General features: G+C 72.8%; 10 protein-coding genes and 1 pseudogene. 7 read left to right on the top strand and 4 right to left on the bottom strand.

Going from position 1 to position 19,878, the window contains the following annotated elements:
* On the bottom strand, positions 1-10,719 hold the full coding sequence (locus ACFVWU_RS29945; RefSeq protein WP_387626753.1) for a LamG-like jellyroll fold domain-containing protein: 10,719 nt from the start codon (positions 10,717-10,719) through the stop codon (positions 1-3).
* A 241-nt stretch (positions 10,720-10,960) separates the two neighbouring features.
* Here ACFVWU_RS29945 and ACFVWU_RS29940 point away from each other — a divergent pair, with 241 nt between their 5' ends.
* Positions 10,961-12,751 (top strand): beta-galactosidase family protein, encoded by a 1,791-nt coding sequence (locus tag ACFVWU_RS29940; RefSeq protein ID WP_387626751.1) that lies wholly within the window; start codon positions 10,961-10,963, stop codon positions 12,749-12,751.
* Between the two features lie 4 nt (positions 12,752-12,755).
* Here the strand turns inward: ACFVWU_RS29940 and ACFVWU_RS29935 are convergent, their stop codons facing one another.
* On the bottom strand, positions 12,756-13,550 hold the full coding sequence (locus tag ACFVWU_RS29935; protein WP_387626749.1) for a DUF4253 domain-containing protein: 795 nt from the start codon (positions 13,548-13,550) through the stop codon (positions 12,756-12,758).
* Positions 13,551-13,609: 59 nt separating this feature from the next.
* Here ACFVWU_RS29935 and ACFVWU_RS29930 point away from each other — a divergent pair.
* Both ACFVWU_RS29930 and ACFVWU_RS29925 read left to right on the top strand, forming a co-directional pair.
* Positions 13,610-13,828 (top strand): annotated as a pseudogene (locus tag ACFVWU_RS29930) (hypothetical protein); the annotation flags it as partial.
* Positions 13,829-14,065: 237 nt separating this feature from the next.
* A complete protein-coding gene (locus ACFVWU_RS29925) occupies positions 14,066-14,587 on the top strand; it encodes a hypothetical protein (protein ID WP_387626748.1) in 522 nt (173 codons plus the stop codon).
* A 209-nt stretch (positions 14,588-14,796) separates the two neighbouring features.
* On the opposite strand, the gene ACFVWU_RS29920 is transcribed toward ACFVWU_RS29925, so the two are convergent.
* Positions 14,797-15,048: a hypothetical protein gene (locus tag ACFVWU_RS29920; RefSeq protein WP_387626746.1), complete on the bottom strand. Its 252-nt coding sequence runs from the start codon at positions 15,046-15,048 to the stop codon at positions 14,797-14,799.
* Between the two features lie 65 nt (positions 15,049-15,113).
* Positions 15,114-16,109 (bottom strand): aldo/keto reductase, encoded by a 996-nt coding sequence (locus ACFVWU_RS29915; protein WP_387626744.1) that lies wholly within the window; start codon positions 16,107-16,109, stop codon positions 15,114-15,116.
* Positions 16,110-16,655: 546 nt separating this feature from the next.
* Between ACFVWU_RS29915 and ACFVWU_RS29910 the strand changes: the two genes are divergently transcribed.
* The 4 genes from ACFVWU_RS29910 to ACFVWU_RS29895 all read left to right on the top strand — a co-directional run bounded on the left by ACFVWU_RS29910 (position 16,656) and on the right by ACFVWU_RS29895 (position 19,859).
* Entirely contained in the window at positions 16,656-17,066 is a 411-nt protein-coding gene (locus tag ACFVWU_RS29910) for an XRE family transcriptional regulator (protein ID WP_387626742.1), read from the top strand.
* A 99-nt stretch (positions 17,067-17,165) separates the two neighbouring features.
* Positions 17,166-17,660, top strand: a complete 495-nt coding sequence (locus ACFVWU_RS29905; protein WP_387626740.1) for a ParH-like protein — start codon at positions 17,166-17,168, stop codon at positions 17,658-17,660.
* A complete protein-coding gene (locus tag ACFVWU_RS29900; RefSeq protein ID WP_387626738.1) occupies positions 17,657-19,051 on the top strand; it encodes an MAB_1171c family putative transporter in 1,395 nt (464 codons plus the stop codon). Before ACFVWU_RS29905 ends, ACFVWU_RS29900 begins: the two co-directional genes overlap by 4 nt.
* A 199-nt stretch (positions 19,052-19,250) precedes the next feature.
* On the top strand, positions 19,251-19,859 hold the full coding sequence (locus ACFVWU_RS29895; RefSeq protein WP_387626736.1) for a DJ-1/PfpI family protein: 609 nt from the start codon (positions 19,251-19,253) through the stop codon (positions 19,857-19,859).
* Positions 19,860-19,878: the final 19 nt, after the last annotated feature.

Genomic DNA, 19,878 nt, shown 5'->3' with positions numbered 1-19,878 from the left:
CTATTCCACCCATCCGCTTGGCGAATACGCACCCATGTTGTGCCACTTCATGTCCGAGAAGCTGTACATGTCGTTGGGAACAAAGCTGTCGAAGAAGAGCTCGGTACCACCGGTCGAACTGTATCCCGAAGCCTTCATCTGGAACCCGACGGGAATCACTCCGCCCCCGGCGTACTTGGGCGTCACCCAGTAGTGCACGACCTGCCCTGCGTTCACGGCCTTCCTGACCAGGTCCTCGTAATGGGCCATGTTGTCGACGTGGTGGGCCGGGCTTCCGCCCATGGGGGTCGAATTGGCCGTACGGGAACAGCTGGCGATGTTCTCGTACGCCGTCCCCTCACCACCAAGGGAACCCGCGAGCAGATGGCAGATGTTGCGCCAGTTGCTGGTGTCGTTGTGCCCGAGCCACCAGGTGAAAGTGGCTGCCCACACGTGGCCCGGCGGGAGGACTGCGTTGGGTCCGGACGGCTTGGTCGCGATGTCCTTGCCCTTGTTGTGTGTCTCGACGAATGCCTTGTCGAGACAGGCTTCCACGCCAGTGGCACGACCGCCGTTGCCCGCGTCGACCGGCGAGTAGAGACGCCAGCCACCACCGAACCCGTTGCGGCAGTCACTGCCGGGGGGCCGATCCGTGTCCTCTCCCGGCTGGGGGCCAGGGGCCGACGCCACGACGGCCGGGGTGACGTTCTGCTGGGCCGTCAGCATCGCCGAGAGGTCGGCGGAGCTGTAGGAGGCCGCGATGACAGTGGGGGCCTGGTTCGGGTCCGGCGGGGTCCAGTCGAGTTGGGGAGCGGGGCGCTCGACGGCGGCGCGGGTCTTGTCGAACAGGGGCTTGGGGGGCTCCTGGTGGAAGACGGCGGGGCGCACGGGTGACGTGGGCCGCCGGCAGGTGTTGCACGTGCCGCCCGACGAGTGGGGGCGGGCGCGTCCGACGGGCCTCGGCTCGTCCTCGACCGGCTGGCCGGTCGGGTCCTGCGGGTTGTAGGACGAGGAGGGCAGTGGCCTCGGGCGGTGCCGGGCCTCCCACTTCTCCTGGTAGTACTCGCTGAGGTCGTAGGAGCCGTCCGCCGTCGAGCCGTAGTACCCGACGTAGCCCGACGGGTTGGTGTAGGCCGAGGTGTAGGGATTGTTGGTCGGGGCCTTCCCCGTGTAGGAGTTGACCTCGTCGGCGTATGCCTGGGAGGCCCGGGGCCTGCCCGCGGTCTGGCCCTGCCTGATGGTGATGGTGTTGTTGGCGAAATCGATGCCCTGGTAGCTGTTGTTGGCGGGCGCCTCCTGAACGACCTCGGGGCCGGGGACGACGGGCTCGCCGGCGCCACCGACACCACCTTCGCCACCGGCGCCGCCCTTGGGCACTTCGTGCCCGGTGGGGTCGATGCCGTTCAGCGGGCTGCCGTTGGCGTAGGTGTAGCGGTTGGCCCGGGCGGAGGACGTCGGGTCCAGGAGGGCGGAGTCGCGGCTGGTGAAGCCGCCGGTGCCCGGGCGGTACCAGCGCGCGGCCATGTTGACGTCGCCGCTGCTCGGGTCGGTCCAGCCGCTCTGGTAGCCCAGGCTGGTGCCGGTGCCGCTGGTGGCGGTGGGCTTGCCGAAGGGGTCGTAGGTGGTGGAGCCGGTGACGGTGGCGCCGTTGGCATCCAGGGTCGTGGTGACGTCGGTGTGCTGGTCGGTGCGCAGGCGCACGCTGCTGGTGGCGTTGGCGGCGCCGAGCAGGTTGCCGGCGGTGTCGCGGGCGTAGGTCCAGGTGCCGTCGCCGGTCAGCTCGTTGGAGCCGCCGTCGTAGCTGAAGCGGGCGGCGCCCCGGCTGGCGACGCGGTCGAGGCCGTCGTAGGTGTAGCTGGTGGTGCCCTCGGTGATCAGGCGGCCGAAGGCGTCGTCGGCGAGGGTGTCCTCCTTGGTTCCGGTGGTGACGGCGGCCAGGGTGCCGCGCGGGGTGTAGCGGTAGGTGCTGGTGCCGTCCGACTGCAGGCGGTTGCGCTCGTCGTAGGAGGCGGTGGCGGTGCCGTTCCCGGTGCGGTTGCCGGCGGCGTCCCACGTGTAGGCGGTGGTGGTGCCGTCGACGGTCCAGGAGGTGAGGCGGTCGGCCAGGTCGTAGCCGTAGCGGTTGTCCTTGACCGGGTCGGTGGCGCCGCCACTGACGGTCTTGCGGGTCAGGCGGTTGTCGAGGTCGTACTCGTAGGCCGTGCCGGCGAGCGGGGTGCCGGTGCCGCCGACGGCCACGAGCTGGTCGCCGGCCAGGCGACCGAGCGGGTCGTAGCTCAGACGCCGCTCGGACATGACCTGGTCCTTGCTGGTGTCGACCGGGTCGGCCTGGATGTACCACTGCTTGCTCAGGCGGCCGTCGCCGTCGTAGCCGTACCAGTTCTTGGTCTTGAGCTTGGGGTTGTTGGCCCAGTCGAGCTGGCCGTCGGCCTTGTAGCCGAAGACGGTCAGGTCGGTGTCCTTGTCCGTGCGCTTGGTGACGCGCCCGTCGGCGTCGTACTCCCAGGTCTGGGCGGGCAGCGTCAGGTCGGCACCGGCCTTGATGAGCAGGCCGCGGTCGTTGTACGCGTAGTTCTGGCCGTTCAGGGCCGGGGAGTTGTGCCGGATCAGGTGCCCGGCCTTGTCGTAGGCGAACTCCCGGTCGGCGGTGTCGGCCTCCGCGCCGGTGCCGCTCTCGTGCACCAGGCGTCCGAGCGGGTCGTAGGTGCTGGTGCGCACCACGCCGCCCGGTTCGGTGCTGCGCACCGCCTGCCCGGCCACGTCGTAGCTCGTGGTCCAGGTGCGGTCGGCCGCGGCCGGGTGAGCGGTGGTGGCCGGCTCGACGGTGGACTCCGGCAGGCCCCAGGTGTTGAAGGTGTAGACGGTGGTGTTGCCCTTGCCGTCGGTCAGGCGGGTGCGGTGGCCGGCGGCGTCGTAGCCGAAGGTGGTGGTGATGTTCTGGCCGGCGGCGACCGGTTCGGTGAGCTTGACCGGGCGGCCGAGCGCGTCGTAGGCGGTGCTGGTGACGGCGCCGGTGGCCGGGCTGGTGCTGGTGAGCGTCCGCCCTTCCAGGTCGTAGGTGGCGGTGGTGGTGCGCAGCACGGTGCCGGACGGGTCGAGGTCGTCGGTGGCGGTGGGGTTGCCGAGGGCGTCGTAGCGGGTGCGCACGGATTCGCCGAGCGGGGCGATGGTGCGCACGGCGCGGCCGGCCCCGTCGTATTCGGCCTTGCTGACGCGTCCGAGGGGGTCGGTGCTGGTGAGCGTTTGGCCGGCGGGGTTGTAGGTGGCGCTGCTGGTGCTGCCGGCCGGGGTGGTGAGGTTGGCGAGGTTGCCGGCGTCGTCCCAGGTGAGCTTGGTGGTCAGGTTCTGGGGGGTGGGCTGGCGTTCGGCGACGGTCGCGGTGAGGGTGCGGCCGAGCTGGTCGTAGGTGGCTTCGGTGCGGGCGCCGAGCGGGTCGGTGGCGGACAGTTGGAGGCCGGTGGGGGTCCAGGTGGCGGCCCAGGTGGGCGGGTTGTCGTCCATCGGGGGCTGGAGGCCGCCGGTGGAGTTGGGGTCGACGCGCTGGACCTGGTGGCTGAGTCGGTCGTAGCCGAAGGTGGTGCGCCGCCCGGCGGGGTCGGTGGTGGCGGTGACGCGGGAGAGCTTGTCGTACTCGACGCGGCTGACGGCGGTGAGCGCGGTGGTGGCGCCTGGCGGGGTGTAGGAGGGCAGGCGGGTCTCGGTGACGCGGCCGAGCGGGTCGACGGCGATCTTGGTGACCTGGCCGAGCGGGTCCTTGGTGGAGACGGCCTCGCCGAAGGCGTTGTAGCCGGTGGTGGTGGTCGGGCGGACGGTGGTGGCGGCCGCTCCGCCGCTCTCGGCGGCGATCGGCGGCGCGGTGGCGGCGGTCTGCCGGCCGAGGCCGTCGTACTGGAAGGTGGCGGTGTAGGCGGCCGGGTCGGCGCCCGGGGCGTTGCCGTTCGGGGAGGTGGCGGCGGTGAGCAGGCCGCGCTGGTCGTAGCTGAAGGTGCTCAGCGCGGTGGGGCCGCCGGCGGAGGAGGCGAGCTGGCTGCGGGTCAGGCGGCCTGCGGTGTCGTAGGTGTTGGTCTGGACGCTGTTCTCGGTGTCGCTGACCTTGAGGGTGCTGGTGGTGACGCGGTCGTCGGCGTCGTAGCCGAGGGTGGTGGTGCGCCCCAGGCCGGCCGGGTCGAGGACGGTCTGGGTGACCCGCCCGGAGGGGTCGATCGTGCGCACGGCGGTGGTGCGGCCGCCGCCGGTGGTCTGCTTGACCAGGTGGCCGGCGCCGTCGTACTCGTCGGTTTCCAGGACGATGGAGTGGGTGGTGCCGTCGGCCTGGGTGACGCTCTGGGCGGTGACGGTGGCGGGCAGGCCGTCGTCGAAGTAGGTGTAGCTGGTGACGGCGCCCATGGCGTCGGTGAGGGAGGCCAGGCGGCCGGCGGGGTCGTAGGCGCGGGATTCCAGGGTCAGGTCGCGCACGCCCTTGCCGTCGCCGTTCCAGCCCTCGACGACGGTGGTCGCCGGCTGGCTGCGCGGGGTGTAGGTGTAGCGGGTGACCTGGCCGAGCGGGTCGGTGACGGAGGCGCGGCGGCTGAGGGCGTCGTAGCCGTAGCGGGTGACGCCGCCCATCGCGTCGGTGTCACTCTCCGGGCGGCCGGCGCTGTCGTAGCTGCTGCTGGTGGTGCGGGAGCCGTCGGTGCCGGCGATGTCGGCGGTGGTGCTGCTGGTGGGGCGGCCGTCGGCGTCGAAGGCGACGGTGGCCTTGGTCTGGTGGGTGTCGCCGGTGACGGCGTCGGTGACCTTGGGGCCGGTCTGGGCGGTCTGGCGGCCGAGGTCGTCGTACTCGTAGGTGGTGGTGACGCCGGCGGGCTGGGCGTCGGAGGTCTCGGTGGACCAGGTCTTGCGGCCGGCGGCGTTGTAGCCGTAGGTGAGGGTGAGTCCGCTGGGCAGGGTGGTGCGGGCCAGGTCGCCGGTGGAGTAGTAGGTGTAGGTGGTGACGGCGCCGGCGGCGGTGGTGTCGCTGGCGGGCAGCCCGGCCGGGGTGGTGCCGCCACTGTAGGCGGGCTCGGTGCCGGTGGTGTAGGCGGTGTGGGTGGTGCGGCCGTCGGGGCGGGTGGTGGATTCGGGCAGGCCGAGGGCGTTGTAGGCGACGGTGGTGCGGTAGGTGGTGTCGCCGGGGCCGGCGGAGCGGGCGTCGCGGGTCTCGGTGGGCTTGTCGTTGCGCGGGTCGTTCGGGTTGGCGGGGTTGTAGTAGTAGCTGGTGTAGGAGGTCCAGCAGGAGTTGACGTCGCGGCAGGTGGTCAGGGAGACGGTGTTGCCGCGGGCGTCCTGGCCGCTGACGGTGGAGTGGCCGTTGGGGTCGGTGACGGTGTGGACGAAGCCGCCGGTGTCGTAGGTGTAGCTGGTGGTGTTGCCGGCCTCGTCGGTGCGGGAGATGAGGCGGTTGCCGCGGGTGGCGTCGTGGATGTCGGTGGTGGTGTTGCCGGCCGGGTCGGTGAGGGTGACGCGGGAGGCCAGTTCGGTGGCCGAGGAGGCGGAACGTGCCTGGTAGTGGGCGGCGACGCGCTCGGCGCTCAGCGGGTGCTGGTAGATGGCGGCCTCGTCGATCTGGCCGGTGAGCCAGGACCATCCGCCGTTGCCGGCGGGCCAGTTGCCGAGGTAGCCGCCACCGAGGGTGACGCGGTCCATGTCGAGGTGGTTGACGGTGCCGGAGGCGGTGCCGACCAGGGTGCCGTCCAGGTACAGCGACTGGGTGCCCTGGGCGGCGCTGATGACCGCCTGGTGCCAGGAGCCGTCGGTGACGGTGCCGGCGGAGGTGATCGGGCCGTTGGTGGCGCCGAAGAACATGCCGCGCAGCTTGCCGTCGGTGCCGACGTACAGGACGGGCACGGTGTTGCCGCTGGTGTTGTTGGCCTGGTCCAGGAGGATGCCGGTGCCGCTGGTGCGGAACCACAGTTCGGCGGCGAGGTCGGTCTGGCTGCGCAGGATCTGGGCGGGCACCTCGACGTAGGAGGTGTTGGTGCCGTTGAACTCGGCGGCGTGGCCGTCGCCGGGGCCGAACACGCCGGTGGTGCCGGGTTTGACGGCGCTCGCGTAGGTGCCGTTGCCCTTGATGGCGGCGACCTCGCTGGCGGCGGTGGTGCCGCCGGTCTCGTCCAGGCGCCAGTAGCCGCCGGGAGAGTCGGCGACGACGGAGCCGCGGTAGCCGATGCCCTGGCCGCCGACCTGGGCGCTGCGGGCGCGGTAGTGGGCGACGACGTCGCTGTCGGTGAGCGGGTGCTGGTAGATGGCGACTTCGTCGATGGTGCCGGTGAAGTGGCTGATGTCACCCGGGGAGGCGGGCCAGGAGCGGGCGAAGCCGGCGCCGATGTAGGTGTGGCTGTTCTGCTGGTGGTCGACGGTTCCGTTCTGGACGCCGACGATCTGGCCGTCGAGGTAGATGGTCTGGACGGTGCCCTGGACGGAGAAGACGGCGTGGTGCCAGGTGCCGTCGGTGACGGCGTTCGGGGAGGCGAGGGTGGTGTCGGCGCTGCCGTAGAAGCGGTTGCGCAGCTTGCCGTCGCTGCCGATGTACATGACCGGGGTCCAGGTGCCGCCGACGCCGTTCGGGTCGTCGATGGTGCGGCTCTGGTCGCCGATCAGCACGCCCGGGGTGGTGGTGTTGAACCAGAGTTCGACGGCGAGTTCGGTCTTGGCGTGCAGGACGTCCTGGGGGATCTCGATCTGGGACTTGGCGGAGCCGTCGAAGCGGGCGGCGGTGTCGTCGGTGGGGGCGAAGACGCCGGGGGCCTTCTTGGCGACGGCGTCGCCGTAGGTGCCGGCCAGGCCGTTGCCGACCTCGCTGGCGGCGCTGGCGCCGTCGCGTTCGCCCAGGCGCCAGTAGCCGGCCGGGGCGGAGGCCTTGACGGCGTTGCTGTAGAGGAAGGAGCCGCCGCTGTAGGTGGGTTCGGAGATCTTCCAGTCGCCCTTGGCGGCGTCGGTGATCTTGGTGACGCGCTCGGTGGTGGCGTCGTAGGTGACCTGGGCGCTGGTGCGGCCGCTGGGCAGGGTGGTCTTGGTGAGCTGGGCGCTGCCGGTGCGCAGGGCGTAGTGCTCGGCGACGGTCTGTTCGGTGAGCGGGTAGTCGTAGATCGCGGTTTCGGCGATCTGGCCGGTGAACCAGGACCAGCCGCCGTTGCTGGCGGGCCAGTTGCCCGCCCAGTTGCCGGTGTAGCCGCCGCCGAGGTAGGCGCGGTCCATGTTGAGGTGGTCGATGTCGCCGGGGGTGGTGTCGACCAGGGCGCCGTCGAGGAACATCGCGGTGTTGTCGCGGGCGCCGGCCAGGACGACGTGGTGCCAGGTGTTGTCGGTGACGTCCTTGGTGCTGGTGACGGGGGCGTTCGGGCTGTTGAACTTGCCGCGCAGCTTGTTGTCGGTGCCGACGTACAGGGCGGGGACGACGTTGTACGGGGTCTCGCCCATGGCGCGGTTCTGGTAGCTGAGGATGACGCCGGGGGAACTGGTGCGGAACCACAGTTCGACGCTGCGGTTGACGGAGGAGCTGATGGCGCGGTTGGGCAGCTCGACGTAGGAGGTGGAGCGGCCGTTGAAGGTGATCGCCTGGTTGCCGCTGGCGGTCAGCGCGCCGTCGGCGCCGGGGGTGACGTCCGTGGCCGTGGCCGGGGCGCGGTCGCTGACCTGGGCGTCGTTGGTGAGGGTGCTGCCGTCGCCCTGGCCGAGGCGCCAGTAGCCGCTGGGGCCGGCGTCGCGCACGGCGGTGCGGTAGCGCGAGCCGGTGCCGTACTCGTAGCCGGTGCAGCCGGTGGGGGCGGCCAGGGCGACGCCGGGCGGGCAGACCTTGGTGAGCTGGTCGCCGTTGTACTGGTAGGACCAACCGCCGGTGGATCCTGCGGCGGCCACGGAGGTGACGTGGTTGCCGGTCCAGCCGAGCATCAGGGCGCGGCCGGAGGCGGTGTCCTTGACCTGGACGAGGCGGCCGCCGTCGTAGACGAGGTCCTGGGTGTGGCCGGCGACGTCGGTGACGCGGGTGAGCTTTCCGTCGGCGCCGAAGGTGTGGACCTTGCCGGCGCGGTCGGTGAGCGTCCAGCCGCCGCCGTCCACCTTGCGCAGGTCGGCGGCCATGCCGCCGCCGGGCACGTAGGCGTTCTTGCCCGGGTCCCAGCCGAAGCGGGCGCGTGAGCCGTTGGCGGCGGTGAGCAGCACGTTGCCGGGCAGGGCGAGCCAGTTGCTGGACTCGACCTGGATGCGCATGTCCCAGGGGGTGCTCCAGCCGGCGCCGAAGACGCCGTCGGTGCGCGGGTCGAGGGAGTTGTAGCTGCGGGTGACGGACAGCTCGGGGCCGACGGTGGGCAGGGCGGCGTCGGTGGCGGCGGTGGTGTAGTTGCCGGCGGCGGTGTTGACGCTGCGTCCGGCGTCGGCGCTGGTGGTGTACTGGTTGGGCTGGGGCAGGACGGTGCGGATGTAGGAGGCCTGGGTCTGCGGGCTGGAGGCGGCTCCGTCGCCGACCTCCGCGTACCAGGCGTACTGCTCGTTCCAGGTCAGCCATCCCGCGGGCACGACGAACCTGGACGGCTGGTGCCAGGAGGACTGGTGGCAGTCCACGCGTGCGTCCCCGCCCACGACCCGGCAGACCTCGAACCGGTAGTCCACGTCGGGGGCCGGGGCCCGATCGGGGTCCACGCCCTCGGCGGTGAGGGTGGGCTGGAGCTGGTAGACGACCGTGCCCGAGGGCGGGGCGAGGCGGGTCATGTACGGGGGGACGTTGACGGAGGAGATCTGGATGCTGATCGGCGGCACGTAGGCGTCGACCCAGAAGTTGCTGACCTGGTACTGGTCCATGGTGAACGCGACGGTGTACGCGCCCTGCGGGAGGGCGCGGATGTGCGCGTCGACCACGGCGCTGCCGCCCGGGGGGACGTCGCCCGGCATGGACGTCCAGGCGATGTTGGTGCCGTAGTTGGTGATGTTGTTGCCCCACTGGTCGTACAGCAGGTACGACATCTTGTAGTTGCTGGTGGGGGTCCAGGTGTCCATGCCGCGGTTCCACACGCGCAGGCGGACGATGCCCTCCTGGGTGGCGGTCACCGGCTGCTGCAGGCCCCAGAGTTCGTAGTCGGCACCGTAGCGGGACCAGGTGACGTCCAGGGACGGCTGGCCGCCGGACATGTTGACGCTGCCGAACTGCTTCCAGGAGTAGTTGTCCCAGGCGTCGGTCTTGATGGCCAGGCCGTAGTTGGCGGTCCAGTGGTGGGTCCAGGAGTTGACCAGGTTGCGGCCGTCGGCGCCGAGGTCGATCGATTCCCAGGCTTCGGGGCAGGCCCAGGCGCTGGAGGAGCTGGGGCGCCAGCCGTGGGCGAAGGAGGGGGCGGCCAGGGCGGGGCCGGTGGCGGGGGCGTTCGTGGCGCGCACGGACCAGGGTGCCCAGTAGGAGGTGACCTGGTGGACGGTGACGGTGCGCGGGGTGCAGCTGTAGGACCAGGCGTTGTACAGGCTCAGGCGGGCGCTGAGGATGGTGGCGTTGCTGAGCGTGTCCTCGATGCCCGTGAACTTGATGAACGACGTGGCCTGGTGCCCGCCGCCGTCGTTGGTGCCGACCTTGAGGACGGTGTCGCCGGAGAAGTCCTGGTTGTAGTTGGAGTAGGCGTAGGTGGTCTCCAGGGCCCGGACGGAGGAGATCTGCGGGTCGACCTTGACGGGGTAGACGCGCTCGGGGGCGTGCAGCCAGGCCTCATCCAGCTTCACCTTGAGAGCCTGGCCGCCGGCCGACAGCTGGACGAGCTCGTAGGTGACGCCGCCGGTGATCGCGCCTTCCTCGGTGTTGGGCGCGAAGGCGGAGTCCTGCATCCAGCCGGCGGGCATGCGCCCGCGCAGGGTGCCGGCGGCATCGGTGAACTGGACGGAGCCGTCGGCGTCCAGGGAGGCGGTGACACCCTGCAGGCGCAGCGGGAAGACCCACTCGGTGGGCGCGGTGGCGTCCTTGAGGACCAGGTTCTCCTTGAAGGAGGAGCTTCCGGCGATGATCGTCACGTCGGCTTTGGGGCGGGCCTCGGTGTAGGTGATGGCGCTGCCCTGGACGGTGCCCTGGACGGGGGCGGCGCCCTGGAGGCTGTAGCCGGCGGACATGCCGTCGGCGAGCTGGAGCTGCACGAGCGGGTCGGCGTCAGCGGTGAGGCCGAGCTTGAGCTGCTGCTCGGCGGAGGTGGTGGTCCAGGCGTTCTGGACGGGGGCGGCGCGGCCGGCGGTGGCGGTGCCGGCGGGTATCAGGGTGGTGTCGATGGCGGCCCAGGAGCCGTCGGAGCGGCGGAAGTTGACCGGCTCGGGATAGCTGCGGGTGGTGAAGGTCCCGTCGGTGTTCTGGAAAGTGCGTTGCTGCGCGGTGCGCTTTTCGGGGAGTTCCTTGCTGGTGGCCGGATTGAAGCTCTTGGCCGGGTCGACCTTGCCGGCGGGCTTGGCGGCGGGCTTGTCGGCGGGCTTGGCCTCGGTGGCGGGCAGCGCGGCGGGCTTGGGCTCGAGGTCCTGGGCGGGTGCGGTGCCCCCGGTCTTCTCCTCGGGCAGCTCGCCCGGGGCGGGCGCGGTGTCCTTGCGTCCGGAGCCGTCCTTCGCGCTGGTGGCGGCGGTGGTGGCGTCGTGGCCGCGCCCCTCGGCGCTGCCCTGCTGTTGCTTGGGTCGCGGGCCGGGGTCGGCGGGCGCGGTGTCGACGGTCTGGCGCTGCAGGGTCTCGGCGAACGCCGACCCTTCGGCTGTTCCGAGGACGACCATGGTCATGGCCAGCAGGATTGCCAGGGGACGGCGCAGCACTCGGGAAACCCACCAGACAGTCAAGGAGCGGCAAATGAAACGGGAGCAGATATATCTGATTGTCAGTGGACAGATAAAGAGACAATCGGCCCTGAGTGTTGAAGATCACAGCGGAAACACGCACGGCAGGGAACCGATGACCGGGGGTGATGCCGCTCGTCTAGGCTCGGGCGGTGCCGGAGGTCTCCGAAGAGAAGGCGGGCTGCACATGCTGAGGTTCGACGGGAGCGGGTTCCTGCGGGACGGGGTGCCGCACCGGGTGGTGGCCGGGGCGGTGCACTACTTCCGGGTGCATCCCGATCTGTGGGAGGACCGGCTGCGGCGGGTGCGGGCACTGGGGGTGAACACGGTCGACACGTACGTGCCGTGGAACTTCCACGAACGGCGGGCCGGGGAGGTGGACTTCACCGGGTGGCGCGATGTGGGGCGGTTCGTGCGCCTGGCCGGGGAGTTGGGGCTGGACGTGATCCTGCGCCCGGGCCCGTACATCTGCGCGGAGTGGGAGTTCGGCGGGCTGCCGGCCCGCCTGCTCGCGGTGGAGGGGCTGCGGCTGCGGTGCGCGGACCCGGCGTACCTGGCCGAGGTGGACGGCTGGTTCGACGCGCTGGCGCCCGAGCTGCTGCCGCTGCTGGCGAGCCGGGGCGGGCCCGTGGTGGCGGTGCAGGTGGAGAACGAGTACGGCAGCTACGGCGACGACGCCGCCTACCTGCGCCACCTGCGCGACGGCCTGGTGCGGCGCGGGGTGGACTGCCTGCTGTTCACCGCCGACGGCGCCCATGACACCATGCAGCAGGGCGGCGCGATCCCCGGGCACCTGGCCACCGCGACCTTCGGCTCGCGCGCCCCCGAGCGCCTCGCGCTGCTGCGCCGCCACCAGGCGGACGGGCCGCTGGCGGCGATGGAGTTCTGGATCGGCTGGTTCGACCAGTGGGGCCGCCCGCACCACGTCCGCGACCCGAAGGAGACCGCCGCCTCGCTGGACGAACTGCTGGCCACCGGCGCCTCCGTGAACCTCTACATGGCGCACGGCGGCACCAGCTTCGGCCTGTGGTCCGGCGCCAACCACTCCGGCGCCCACCCGTACGACGCCGGCTACGAGCCGACCGTCACCAGCTACGACTACGACGCGCCGATCGGCGAGGCGGGCGAGCTGACCGAGAAGTTCCACGCGCTGCGCGAGGTCATCGGCCGCTACGTGGACCTGCCGGACGGCGAACTGCCGCCCGAGCCGGCGCGGGTGGTCCCGCAGCGGCTGGCGCCCGCCGAGGGGCGGGCCGCGCTGTCGGCGAACCTGGACGCGCTGTCGCAGCCGGTGGAGCGGGCGGCGCCGCTGCCGATGGAGGCCGTCGGGCAGGACCGCGGCCTGATCCACTACCGCACCCGCGTACCCGGGCCGCGCCCCGAACTGCCGCTGCGCATCGACGGGTTGGCCGACCGGGCGCAGGTGTTCGCCGACGGGCGCCCGCTCGGGACGCTGGAGCGCAACTCCCCCGGCACGGTGTTGCCGCTGGCCGTCGGGGAGGGCGGGGTGCAGCTGGACATCCTGGTCGAGGCGCTGGGGCGGGTGAACTACGGCCCGCAGATGGACGACCGCAAGGGCATCACGCGCGGCGTCTCGCACGGGCACCAGCGGCTGTTCGGCTGGCAGATCCGGCCGCTTGCGCTGACCGACCTGTCCGCGCTGCGCTTCTCGGGCGATGCCCTGGCAGCTGACGGGGAGCCGGTGTTCCACCGCTTCACGGCCCGGCTGGACTCCCCCGCCGACGCGTTCCTCGCCCTGCCCGGCTGGGGGCGCGGGCTGCTGTGGGTCAACGGCTTCCTGCTCGGCCGCTACCGGGCGGAGGGGCCGCAGCGCACCCTCTACGCCCCCGCGCCGCTGTGGCGCGCCGGGGACAACGAGGTGGTCGTGCTGGAACTCGAACTCCACGGCGAGGCGGTGGAGTTGCGCGACCAGCCGGACCTGGGGCCGACCACGGACGCGCCCAGCGCCCAGTACTGACCGGTCAGTCCCACCAGAAGTACCAGTGGCGGGAGGCGACCAGCTGCTCGGCGTAGGCAGTGAGGGTGCCGGCGCTCTGGTGGATCTGGTCGGGGCAGAAGGCGGCGTGCTCGGCGGCCAGCGGGAGCGCCTCGGCGAGGGTCGCGGGCGGCGCTGCCACGCTCAACTGCAGGGTGTCGAAGCCGACTTCGACGACCTGGGCGCCGAATCGGCGCTCCCAGTCGGCGAGCACGGCGGCGATCTTCGCGATGTCGTTGTCGTGGTTGAGCGGGCCGGCCCACCCGCACGCCACCAGCGCCTCGGCCCCGCTGGCGGCCCGCACCAGGCCCAGCCGGACGTTGCGCCCCGGCTGCAGTGCCCCGGCCAGCCCCCGGGCCTCGGCGTCGGCGGCCCCGTCGGGGACGGTGGCGGCGGGCGCGAGGCCGGGCCAGGCGGCGCCGTAGGGGGCGAGGGCCTCGAACTCCTCTTCCGTGTCCTCGGGTTCGAGGTCCTCGCCCGGCTCCCACCACTCGCGCAGCACCGCCGCCGGGTCGTGCTCGGCGGGGTCGGAGGCGCGGCCCGGGTCCAGCTCGCCGGACAGCCAGGGCCGGAAGTCCGGATCCACGTCGTTCAGCGGGCTGAGCAGCAGCGGCCACAGTCCGCTCTGCGCGTGGGCGCGGTGCAGCTGCGCCCACAGGCCGGTGGGGGCGGGGGCGTCGCTGATCCACAGCGGGATCGGCCGCCCGTCGCCCTCGTCGGCGACGACGGAACGGCCGGGCGGCAGCGGTACGGGCGGGGCGACATCGAAAGGCCAGGTCATGCGCCCACCGTAGGGGTGGTGACTGACAACGGGGCTGCCGGTCGGGTCGCGCGCCGGCCGCCCTCGTCACCCCTCACCCGGCCCGTACCGTCGGCCACGACTCGCCGCTGCCGCACCTGCGGCGCAGCGAGGAGAACGGCATGTTCGACCGCTTCGCCGAGCACATCGGGGAACTCTGGTCCCGGGGAAGCGACATCCGCACCAGCCCGGCCCGCGCATGGGAGGTCGGCCTCGCCGACTTCCCACTTCCCCGCTCGTCCGGGAGGGCACCGCAGTGAGCGGCAGCGCCCCGATCACCTGGCGCAGGAGCACCCTCGGCGGCCAGGGCGGCGAATGCGTGGAGGTCGCCGACGGCGGCGCCCAGGTCCGGGCCCCGGATGGGTGGCGGGGATGGCGGGGGCGGGCGCGGTATTTGACAGTGGAGGAGCAGGCAGTCCGCCTGCGGCGGTGTGACCTGTGTTTTCCCGAGTGCGGTTGTCGTGCTGGGGCCTGGTGCCCGCTTCCCGATGTGCTTCGTGGAAGAGTGGAAGGGTTTGGCGATGAGAGGGTGTTCACTTCGCGCTGTGCGGGTGGGTGTGGTTTCCGCTGCGTTGGGAGGGGTTCTGGTTTCCGCTGTACCGGCCGTCGCCGTCCCGTCCGGGCGCATAGCCGTTGGCACAGCAACGCGGGCAGAGGCACTGCCCGCCCCCGAACACGGTGTCACCGCGGCCCCGGCAGGTGACACGGACACCAGCGCGCACAACGCCAGTGGCTCCCCGAGCGCCGCTGCCGTCGTCCGCGCCGCCGAGGACGCCTACTATGCCGTTGCCCGTGCCGCGGACGTCGCCCACTGGGCGGCCGTCGATGTGGGCTATTCGTACGACTACGGCTACTACTTCGGCGACGGCGACGGCTTCGGCGGCGGCCGCTATGCCGACGACGTCTACTTCGCCGTTGCCCGTGCCGAGAGGGTCGCCCACCGTGCGGCCGTCACAGCGGCGGCCCACGCCGGGTCCACGGGTTACGCCCCCTGCGCTGCCGGAAAGACCGTCTGCTGACCTTCCGCCGGGCCAAAGGAACGGCGGTGGGGAGCCTGGTCCGGGTGGAGCCGGCCAATCGCGCCCCGCAGGCCATCCGAACATCGTCTCGTCGGAGCCGCTGTTCGTCTCCGGATCGGTCCCCACCGTTCCGAGGACGCAGCGGTGACACCGGGGAGTTCGACGTCCACCGACACCGGCGCCCGGCCCCGCCGCTCGGCAGTCCTTCGTCACCACCGAACGCCGAGCCCGATCCCGCTCCCCTCCCGGCTGCAGATCCAGTAGCTGTTGCCGGCCCGGTGCCTGTGGCGCTCGCCGGTCGGGCGGGTCACCACGAGGTCGCCCTTCTCGTGGGCGAGCCGGTCGCCGGCCGCGACGAACACCGGCTCGTCCAGTCCGACGTGGAAGTCGGAGTGGAGCAGGAACTCGCTGAGCAGCAGCATCCGTGGCACCGGGGTGGCCCCGTCGAAGTTCACGTCCACGGGCCGAGCGTCCTGGAGGTGCCGGGGCCGCCGCCACGGGTTTTCGGTCCCGCACCGACCGGCCGTCAGGCCCAGGGCAGCGAGGAGCGGGTGCGCCAGTAGGCGTCGGCGGGCTCGGCCATGGCGGCGAGGGCGGTGAGGTCCTCGGGGGTGGGGCGCAGGTCGGCCGCCGCCAGGTTGGAGGTGAGCTGGTCGAGGGTGGCGGCGCCGGACAGGACGATGTCGGCCCAGGGCTGGGCGGCGGCCGCGGCGAGGGCGAGGGCGTCGGGGGTGGTGGCGGTGCGGGTGGCGAGGGTGCGCAGGGCGGCGGTGTCGGGGCCGGTGGCGTTGCGGCCGGCCAGGCGGCCGTTGGCCATGGCCTCCTTGACCACGACCAGCCAGCCGTCCCGGTGGGCCTCGGCGAGGGCGGGGGCGGCGGAGGTCTCCAGCAGGTTCCAGGTGGCCTGGACGGCGGTGAACAGCGGTCGGCCGGCCACGGTGACGTCGAGGGCCCGGCGGATGGCGTCGGCCTGGGCCGGGCCACTGGTGGACAGGCCCACCCGCACGCCCTCGGCGGCGAGGACGGCCAGGCGCCCGTGCAGAGCGGGGTCGGTGAGGGCGGGGCTGTCGGGGGTGACCGAGTGGACGAGGTAGACGTCCAGGTGCGAGCCCAGCAGGGTGCGGGTCTCGCGGATCTGGCGGTCGAACACCTTCGTCGAGTGCTCCTTGACCTCGTGGGCGGCGACCCCGCTGGTGCGCCAGTCGGCGGTGTAGGTGTAGCCCCACTTGCTGCCGACGGTCACCTCGGCCGCCGCCTCGGGACGCTTGGTGAGCCACTGGGCGAGGAACTCCTCGGCGCGGCCGTAGGAGCGGGCGGTGTCGAGGTAGCGCACCCCGGCCGCGTACGCGGCGTCGAGCAGGGCGTGGGTGCGCTCGCGCAGCGCCTCGACGGTGCGTTCGGCGGGCAGGTCGGCCTGGCGCCCGAGGTTGATGTAGCCGGGCCGGCCGACGGCTGCGGTGCCCAGCCCCAGGCGCGCGGTGTGCGGGCGGGCGGCGGGGGCGGCGGCGGACTCGGTCGGCACGGCGGGGTCTCCTCGGGCGGGCTCGGGGGTGCTCACCTGCGACTTTAGCGGTGCCCGGGCATCAGCCGGCCTACCCGGTGGGCCGGGCGGTACGGGCGGTCGCGGCCGTGGCCGTGGCGGTGCGGGGGGCGGGCTCGAGGTGTCGATGCCGCGCGCTCTCGCGGGAGTCGGCCACGTCACCGGGGCGAAGAGGTCGTTCGGACGATCCGAGGGGGAACGTCAAGTGTCGTCGACACGCGTGAATGTGATGGCGTGCCGGCGAGGGGTCGGCGGTGCCCGCGGACCGGCTTTCCCGGATGTCGGCCGACGCCACGCGGGTCAACTGGCATTGATAGTGGGTATCTTCGGATCCACGCCAGCTGATGGCCTTCGGCTATCGTGACCTGGCCGGCCCTGCCCCGTCGGGATCGCGACGCGGAGGGCCCGGAGCGAGGAAGGTGGGGCATGGCGGAGTCGACGGGGGACGTCGTTCAGGTGCGGACTCAGGAACCGCAGGGGCCTCAGGGTCCGGAGGGCGGGTCCGCGGAGTCGGGCGGACCCGGGGAGGTGAGCGGGCTCTCGGCCCGGATCGAGGCGCTGTTCCACACCGTCCGCCGCCCCGACCGCGAGCAGTACACCAACGAGGAGGTGGCCCGGGCCTGCCGCGAGGCGACCGGGGAGTCCTTCTCCACCACCTATTTGTGGCAGCTGCGCACCGGGCGTCGGGACAACCCGACCAAGCGCCACCTGGAGGCGCTGGCCCACTTCTTCCAGGTCCCGCCCGCCTACTTCTTCGACGAACGGCAGGGCGCCGAGATCGCCAAGGAGCTGGCGCTGCTGGGCGCGCTGCGCGACGCGGGCGTGCGCAGCCTGGCACTGCGGGCGGTGGGCCTGTCGCCGGAGGGCCTGGACACCGTCAGCGAGCTGGTCGACGTCATCGCCCGCCGGGACGCGGCGCGCAGGCGCCCCTCGCCCTGAGGAGAGACCTGACCACGGAATCAGCAACGGGAGCTCCGCTTGTGGGATGACTTACGGCGTGGCCGGGGCCGCCGGTCCACGCTGCGGCGCTGCCGGCGGATGGCCGAACAGCTGGAGCTGCCGCGCCCGTTCGACCCGGCGGTGCTGCTGGAGCGGCTGGCCGCGCGGCGCGGGCGGCCGATCGAGCTGCTGCCGGTGGCGGCCCGCCCGCACGCCCCGTGCGGGCTGCTGGTCTCCACCCAGGAGGCGGACTACATCGTCTACGCGGCGGACACCGGCGCGCTGCACCAGCGGCACATCCTGGTGCACGAGATCGCCCACCTGATGCTCGACCACGCCGGCTCCGCGCCGCTGGACCCGGCCGCCGCGCTGCTGCCGCACCTGTCCCCCGCGCTGGTGCGGCGGGTGCTGGGGCGCACCCGTTACGACGAGCCGCAGGAGCGCGAGGCGGAGCTGCTGGCCTCGCTGATCCTGAGCCGGGCGGCGCGGGCGGACGCGGCCGGGCCGCCCGGGCCCGCTCCCGGCTCGCCGGGCTCCCTGGACGCGCTGGGCGTTCTGCTGTCCGCCGACGGACCGGAGGCACGGCGGCCGTGAGCGAACTGGCCCTCTACCCGGTCGGACTGTTCTTCGTGCTCAGCGCCGCCCACTTCGCCCGCAGCCGGATCAACCCGCGCGCCGCCGCCCGCCACACCTGCTACGGGACGGCCCTGCTGGGCGCCGCCCTGCTGGTGCTCGCCCCGCCGACCGTACGGGCGGTGCAGGACGCCGGGGTGCCGGTGCTCGCGATCGCGGCGATCGTGCTCGGCGACGCCCTGCGGGACGGCGCGGCCGCGGCGATCCGGCTGCTCGCGCTGGCGCTGCGCACGACCGAGCCCGTACCGGGGCATCGCCTGCCCGGCGGGCCCGTACGAGACGAGCCCTTGCGCCGTGAGCCCTTGCGCCGTGAGCCCTTGCGCGGTGAGGCCCTGCGCGGTGAGGCCCTGCGCGGGGGGCCCTTGCGCGGTGAGCCCGCACGGCGCGCCGTGCGCTCCCGGCTGGCGCTGCTGGGCGTGGTGCTGGGCCTGCGGGTGGTGCTGATCGCCGTCGCCGCGCCCCGGCTGTCCGGCGACAGCCTGACCGTCGCGCCCGCCCTGTCCGCCCGCCTGGCGCTGGCCGGCTACACCGCCGTCGGCATGGTCCACACCGCGCTGTGCCTGACCGCGCTGCTGCGCGAACTGGTCCGGCGCGCCCGCACCGCCGGGCCCGGCCGGCTGGGCACCGGGCTGCGGCTGCTCACCGGCGGGCTGGCGGCCGGACTGCTGTGGAACGCCTGGAGCGTGGACGACGTGCTGCGCGCGGCCACCACCGGCTCCCAGGACGGCCCCGAGGACACGCTGTGCGCCGTCCTGGGCGCGCTGTGCGCGGCGCTGATCGCGGCCGGGCTGGGCAGCACGCTGTGGCCGGCCGTGTCGGAGGCGGTGCGCGGCTGGCTGCGGGCCCACCGCCGCTACCGGGCGCTCGCCCCGCTCTGGCGCGACCTGCACACCGTGCTGCCCGAGATCGCCCTCGACCCGGCCCGCCGCCTGCCGCTGCCCCCGCGCGACCCCCAGTTCGCGCTGTACCGGCGGATCATCGAGATCCACGACGCCCGGTTGATCCTGCGCCAGCACCTGGACCCGCGCGCCTCCGAGTGGCTGGAGCTCGCCACCCGGCGCTTCCCGCCGTCCTCCTCCCACGCCGCCGCCACCGCCGAGGCCGCGGCCCTGGCCGCCGCCCTGGAACGCGCCGCGGCCGGCGCCGGCCCGCACCCCGCCGACCCGTCGGTGGCGGCTACGGGGGCCGTCGCGGAGGCCGACCCGCCGCGCGCCCTGGACGGCGAGGCCGACCACCTCGCCCACCTGGCCCGCGTCTACGCCACCTGCCCCGCCGTCGCCGAGGTCCGCACCCGCGCCCGGGCCCGGGCCCGCGCGGACGAGCGGGCCCGCGCCGAGGGGGCCCTACGGTGAGCCGCCGTCAGCCGCCGACCCTGCTCGCCCAGGAACGGCCGGGCGCCGGCCTGGCGCCGGCGTGACGCGGTATTTGTACCGGAGCTGCACACGCAGCATCACATAAGCTGCGCGAGCTTCAATTAGCCACGAGAACTGGGCTGACCCGTAACCGGTGCCGTCGGGGAGACTGGCGGTGTCCCGGACGTGAGGAGTTCTGATGCAGGTAGCCGTGGTCACCTTCGACGGGTTCAACGAGCTCGACAGTTTCATCGCTTCCGCACTGATCAACCGGTGCCGCAAGAGCGGCTTGGAGGCCTTCATCACGACGCCGACTCCGGTGGTCACGTCGATGAACGGCGTCGAGGTGACCGGGCAGCGCCCGATGGAGTTCGTGACCGACGCCGACGTCGTGCTGATCGGTAGCGGGGTGCAGACGCGAGACGTGGTCGCGGACGACCGGCTGATCTCCCGGCTGCGGCTCGACCCTTCGCGACAGCTGATCGGTGCACAGTGCTCCGGCGCGCTGGTGCTGGCCCGGCTCGGGTTGCTGGACGGCATGCCCGCCTGCACGGACGTCAAGAGTCGGCCCTTCGTCGAAGCCTGCGACGTCACCGTGCTGGACGCGCCGTTCCACGCCGAGGGAAACATCGCCACGGCGGGCGGTTGCCTGGCGTCCCAGTATCTCGCCACGTGGGTGATCACCCGAATGCTCGGGGAGGATGCCGCGCGCGACGTCATCGCCTATGTGGCTCCGGTCGGCGAGAACCAGGAGACCGTCGAGCGCGCCCTGCGTGCCGTCCACGCGGGCGCGGTTGCATCGCGTTGACGAGCCGCTCGCCAGCGCC

This window comes from Kitasatospora sp. NPDC058190 (assembly GCF_042883685.1).
Classification (GTDB): Bacteria; Actinomycetota; Actinomycetes; order Streptomycetales; family Streptomycetaceae; genus Kitasatospora.
The sequence above is the reverse complement of the archived record's forward strand: the minus strand, read 5'-3'. Positions and strand labels throughout refer to the sequence as shown.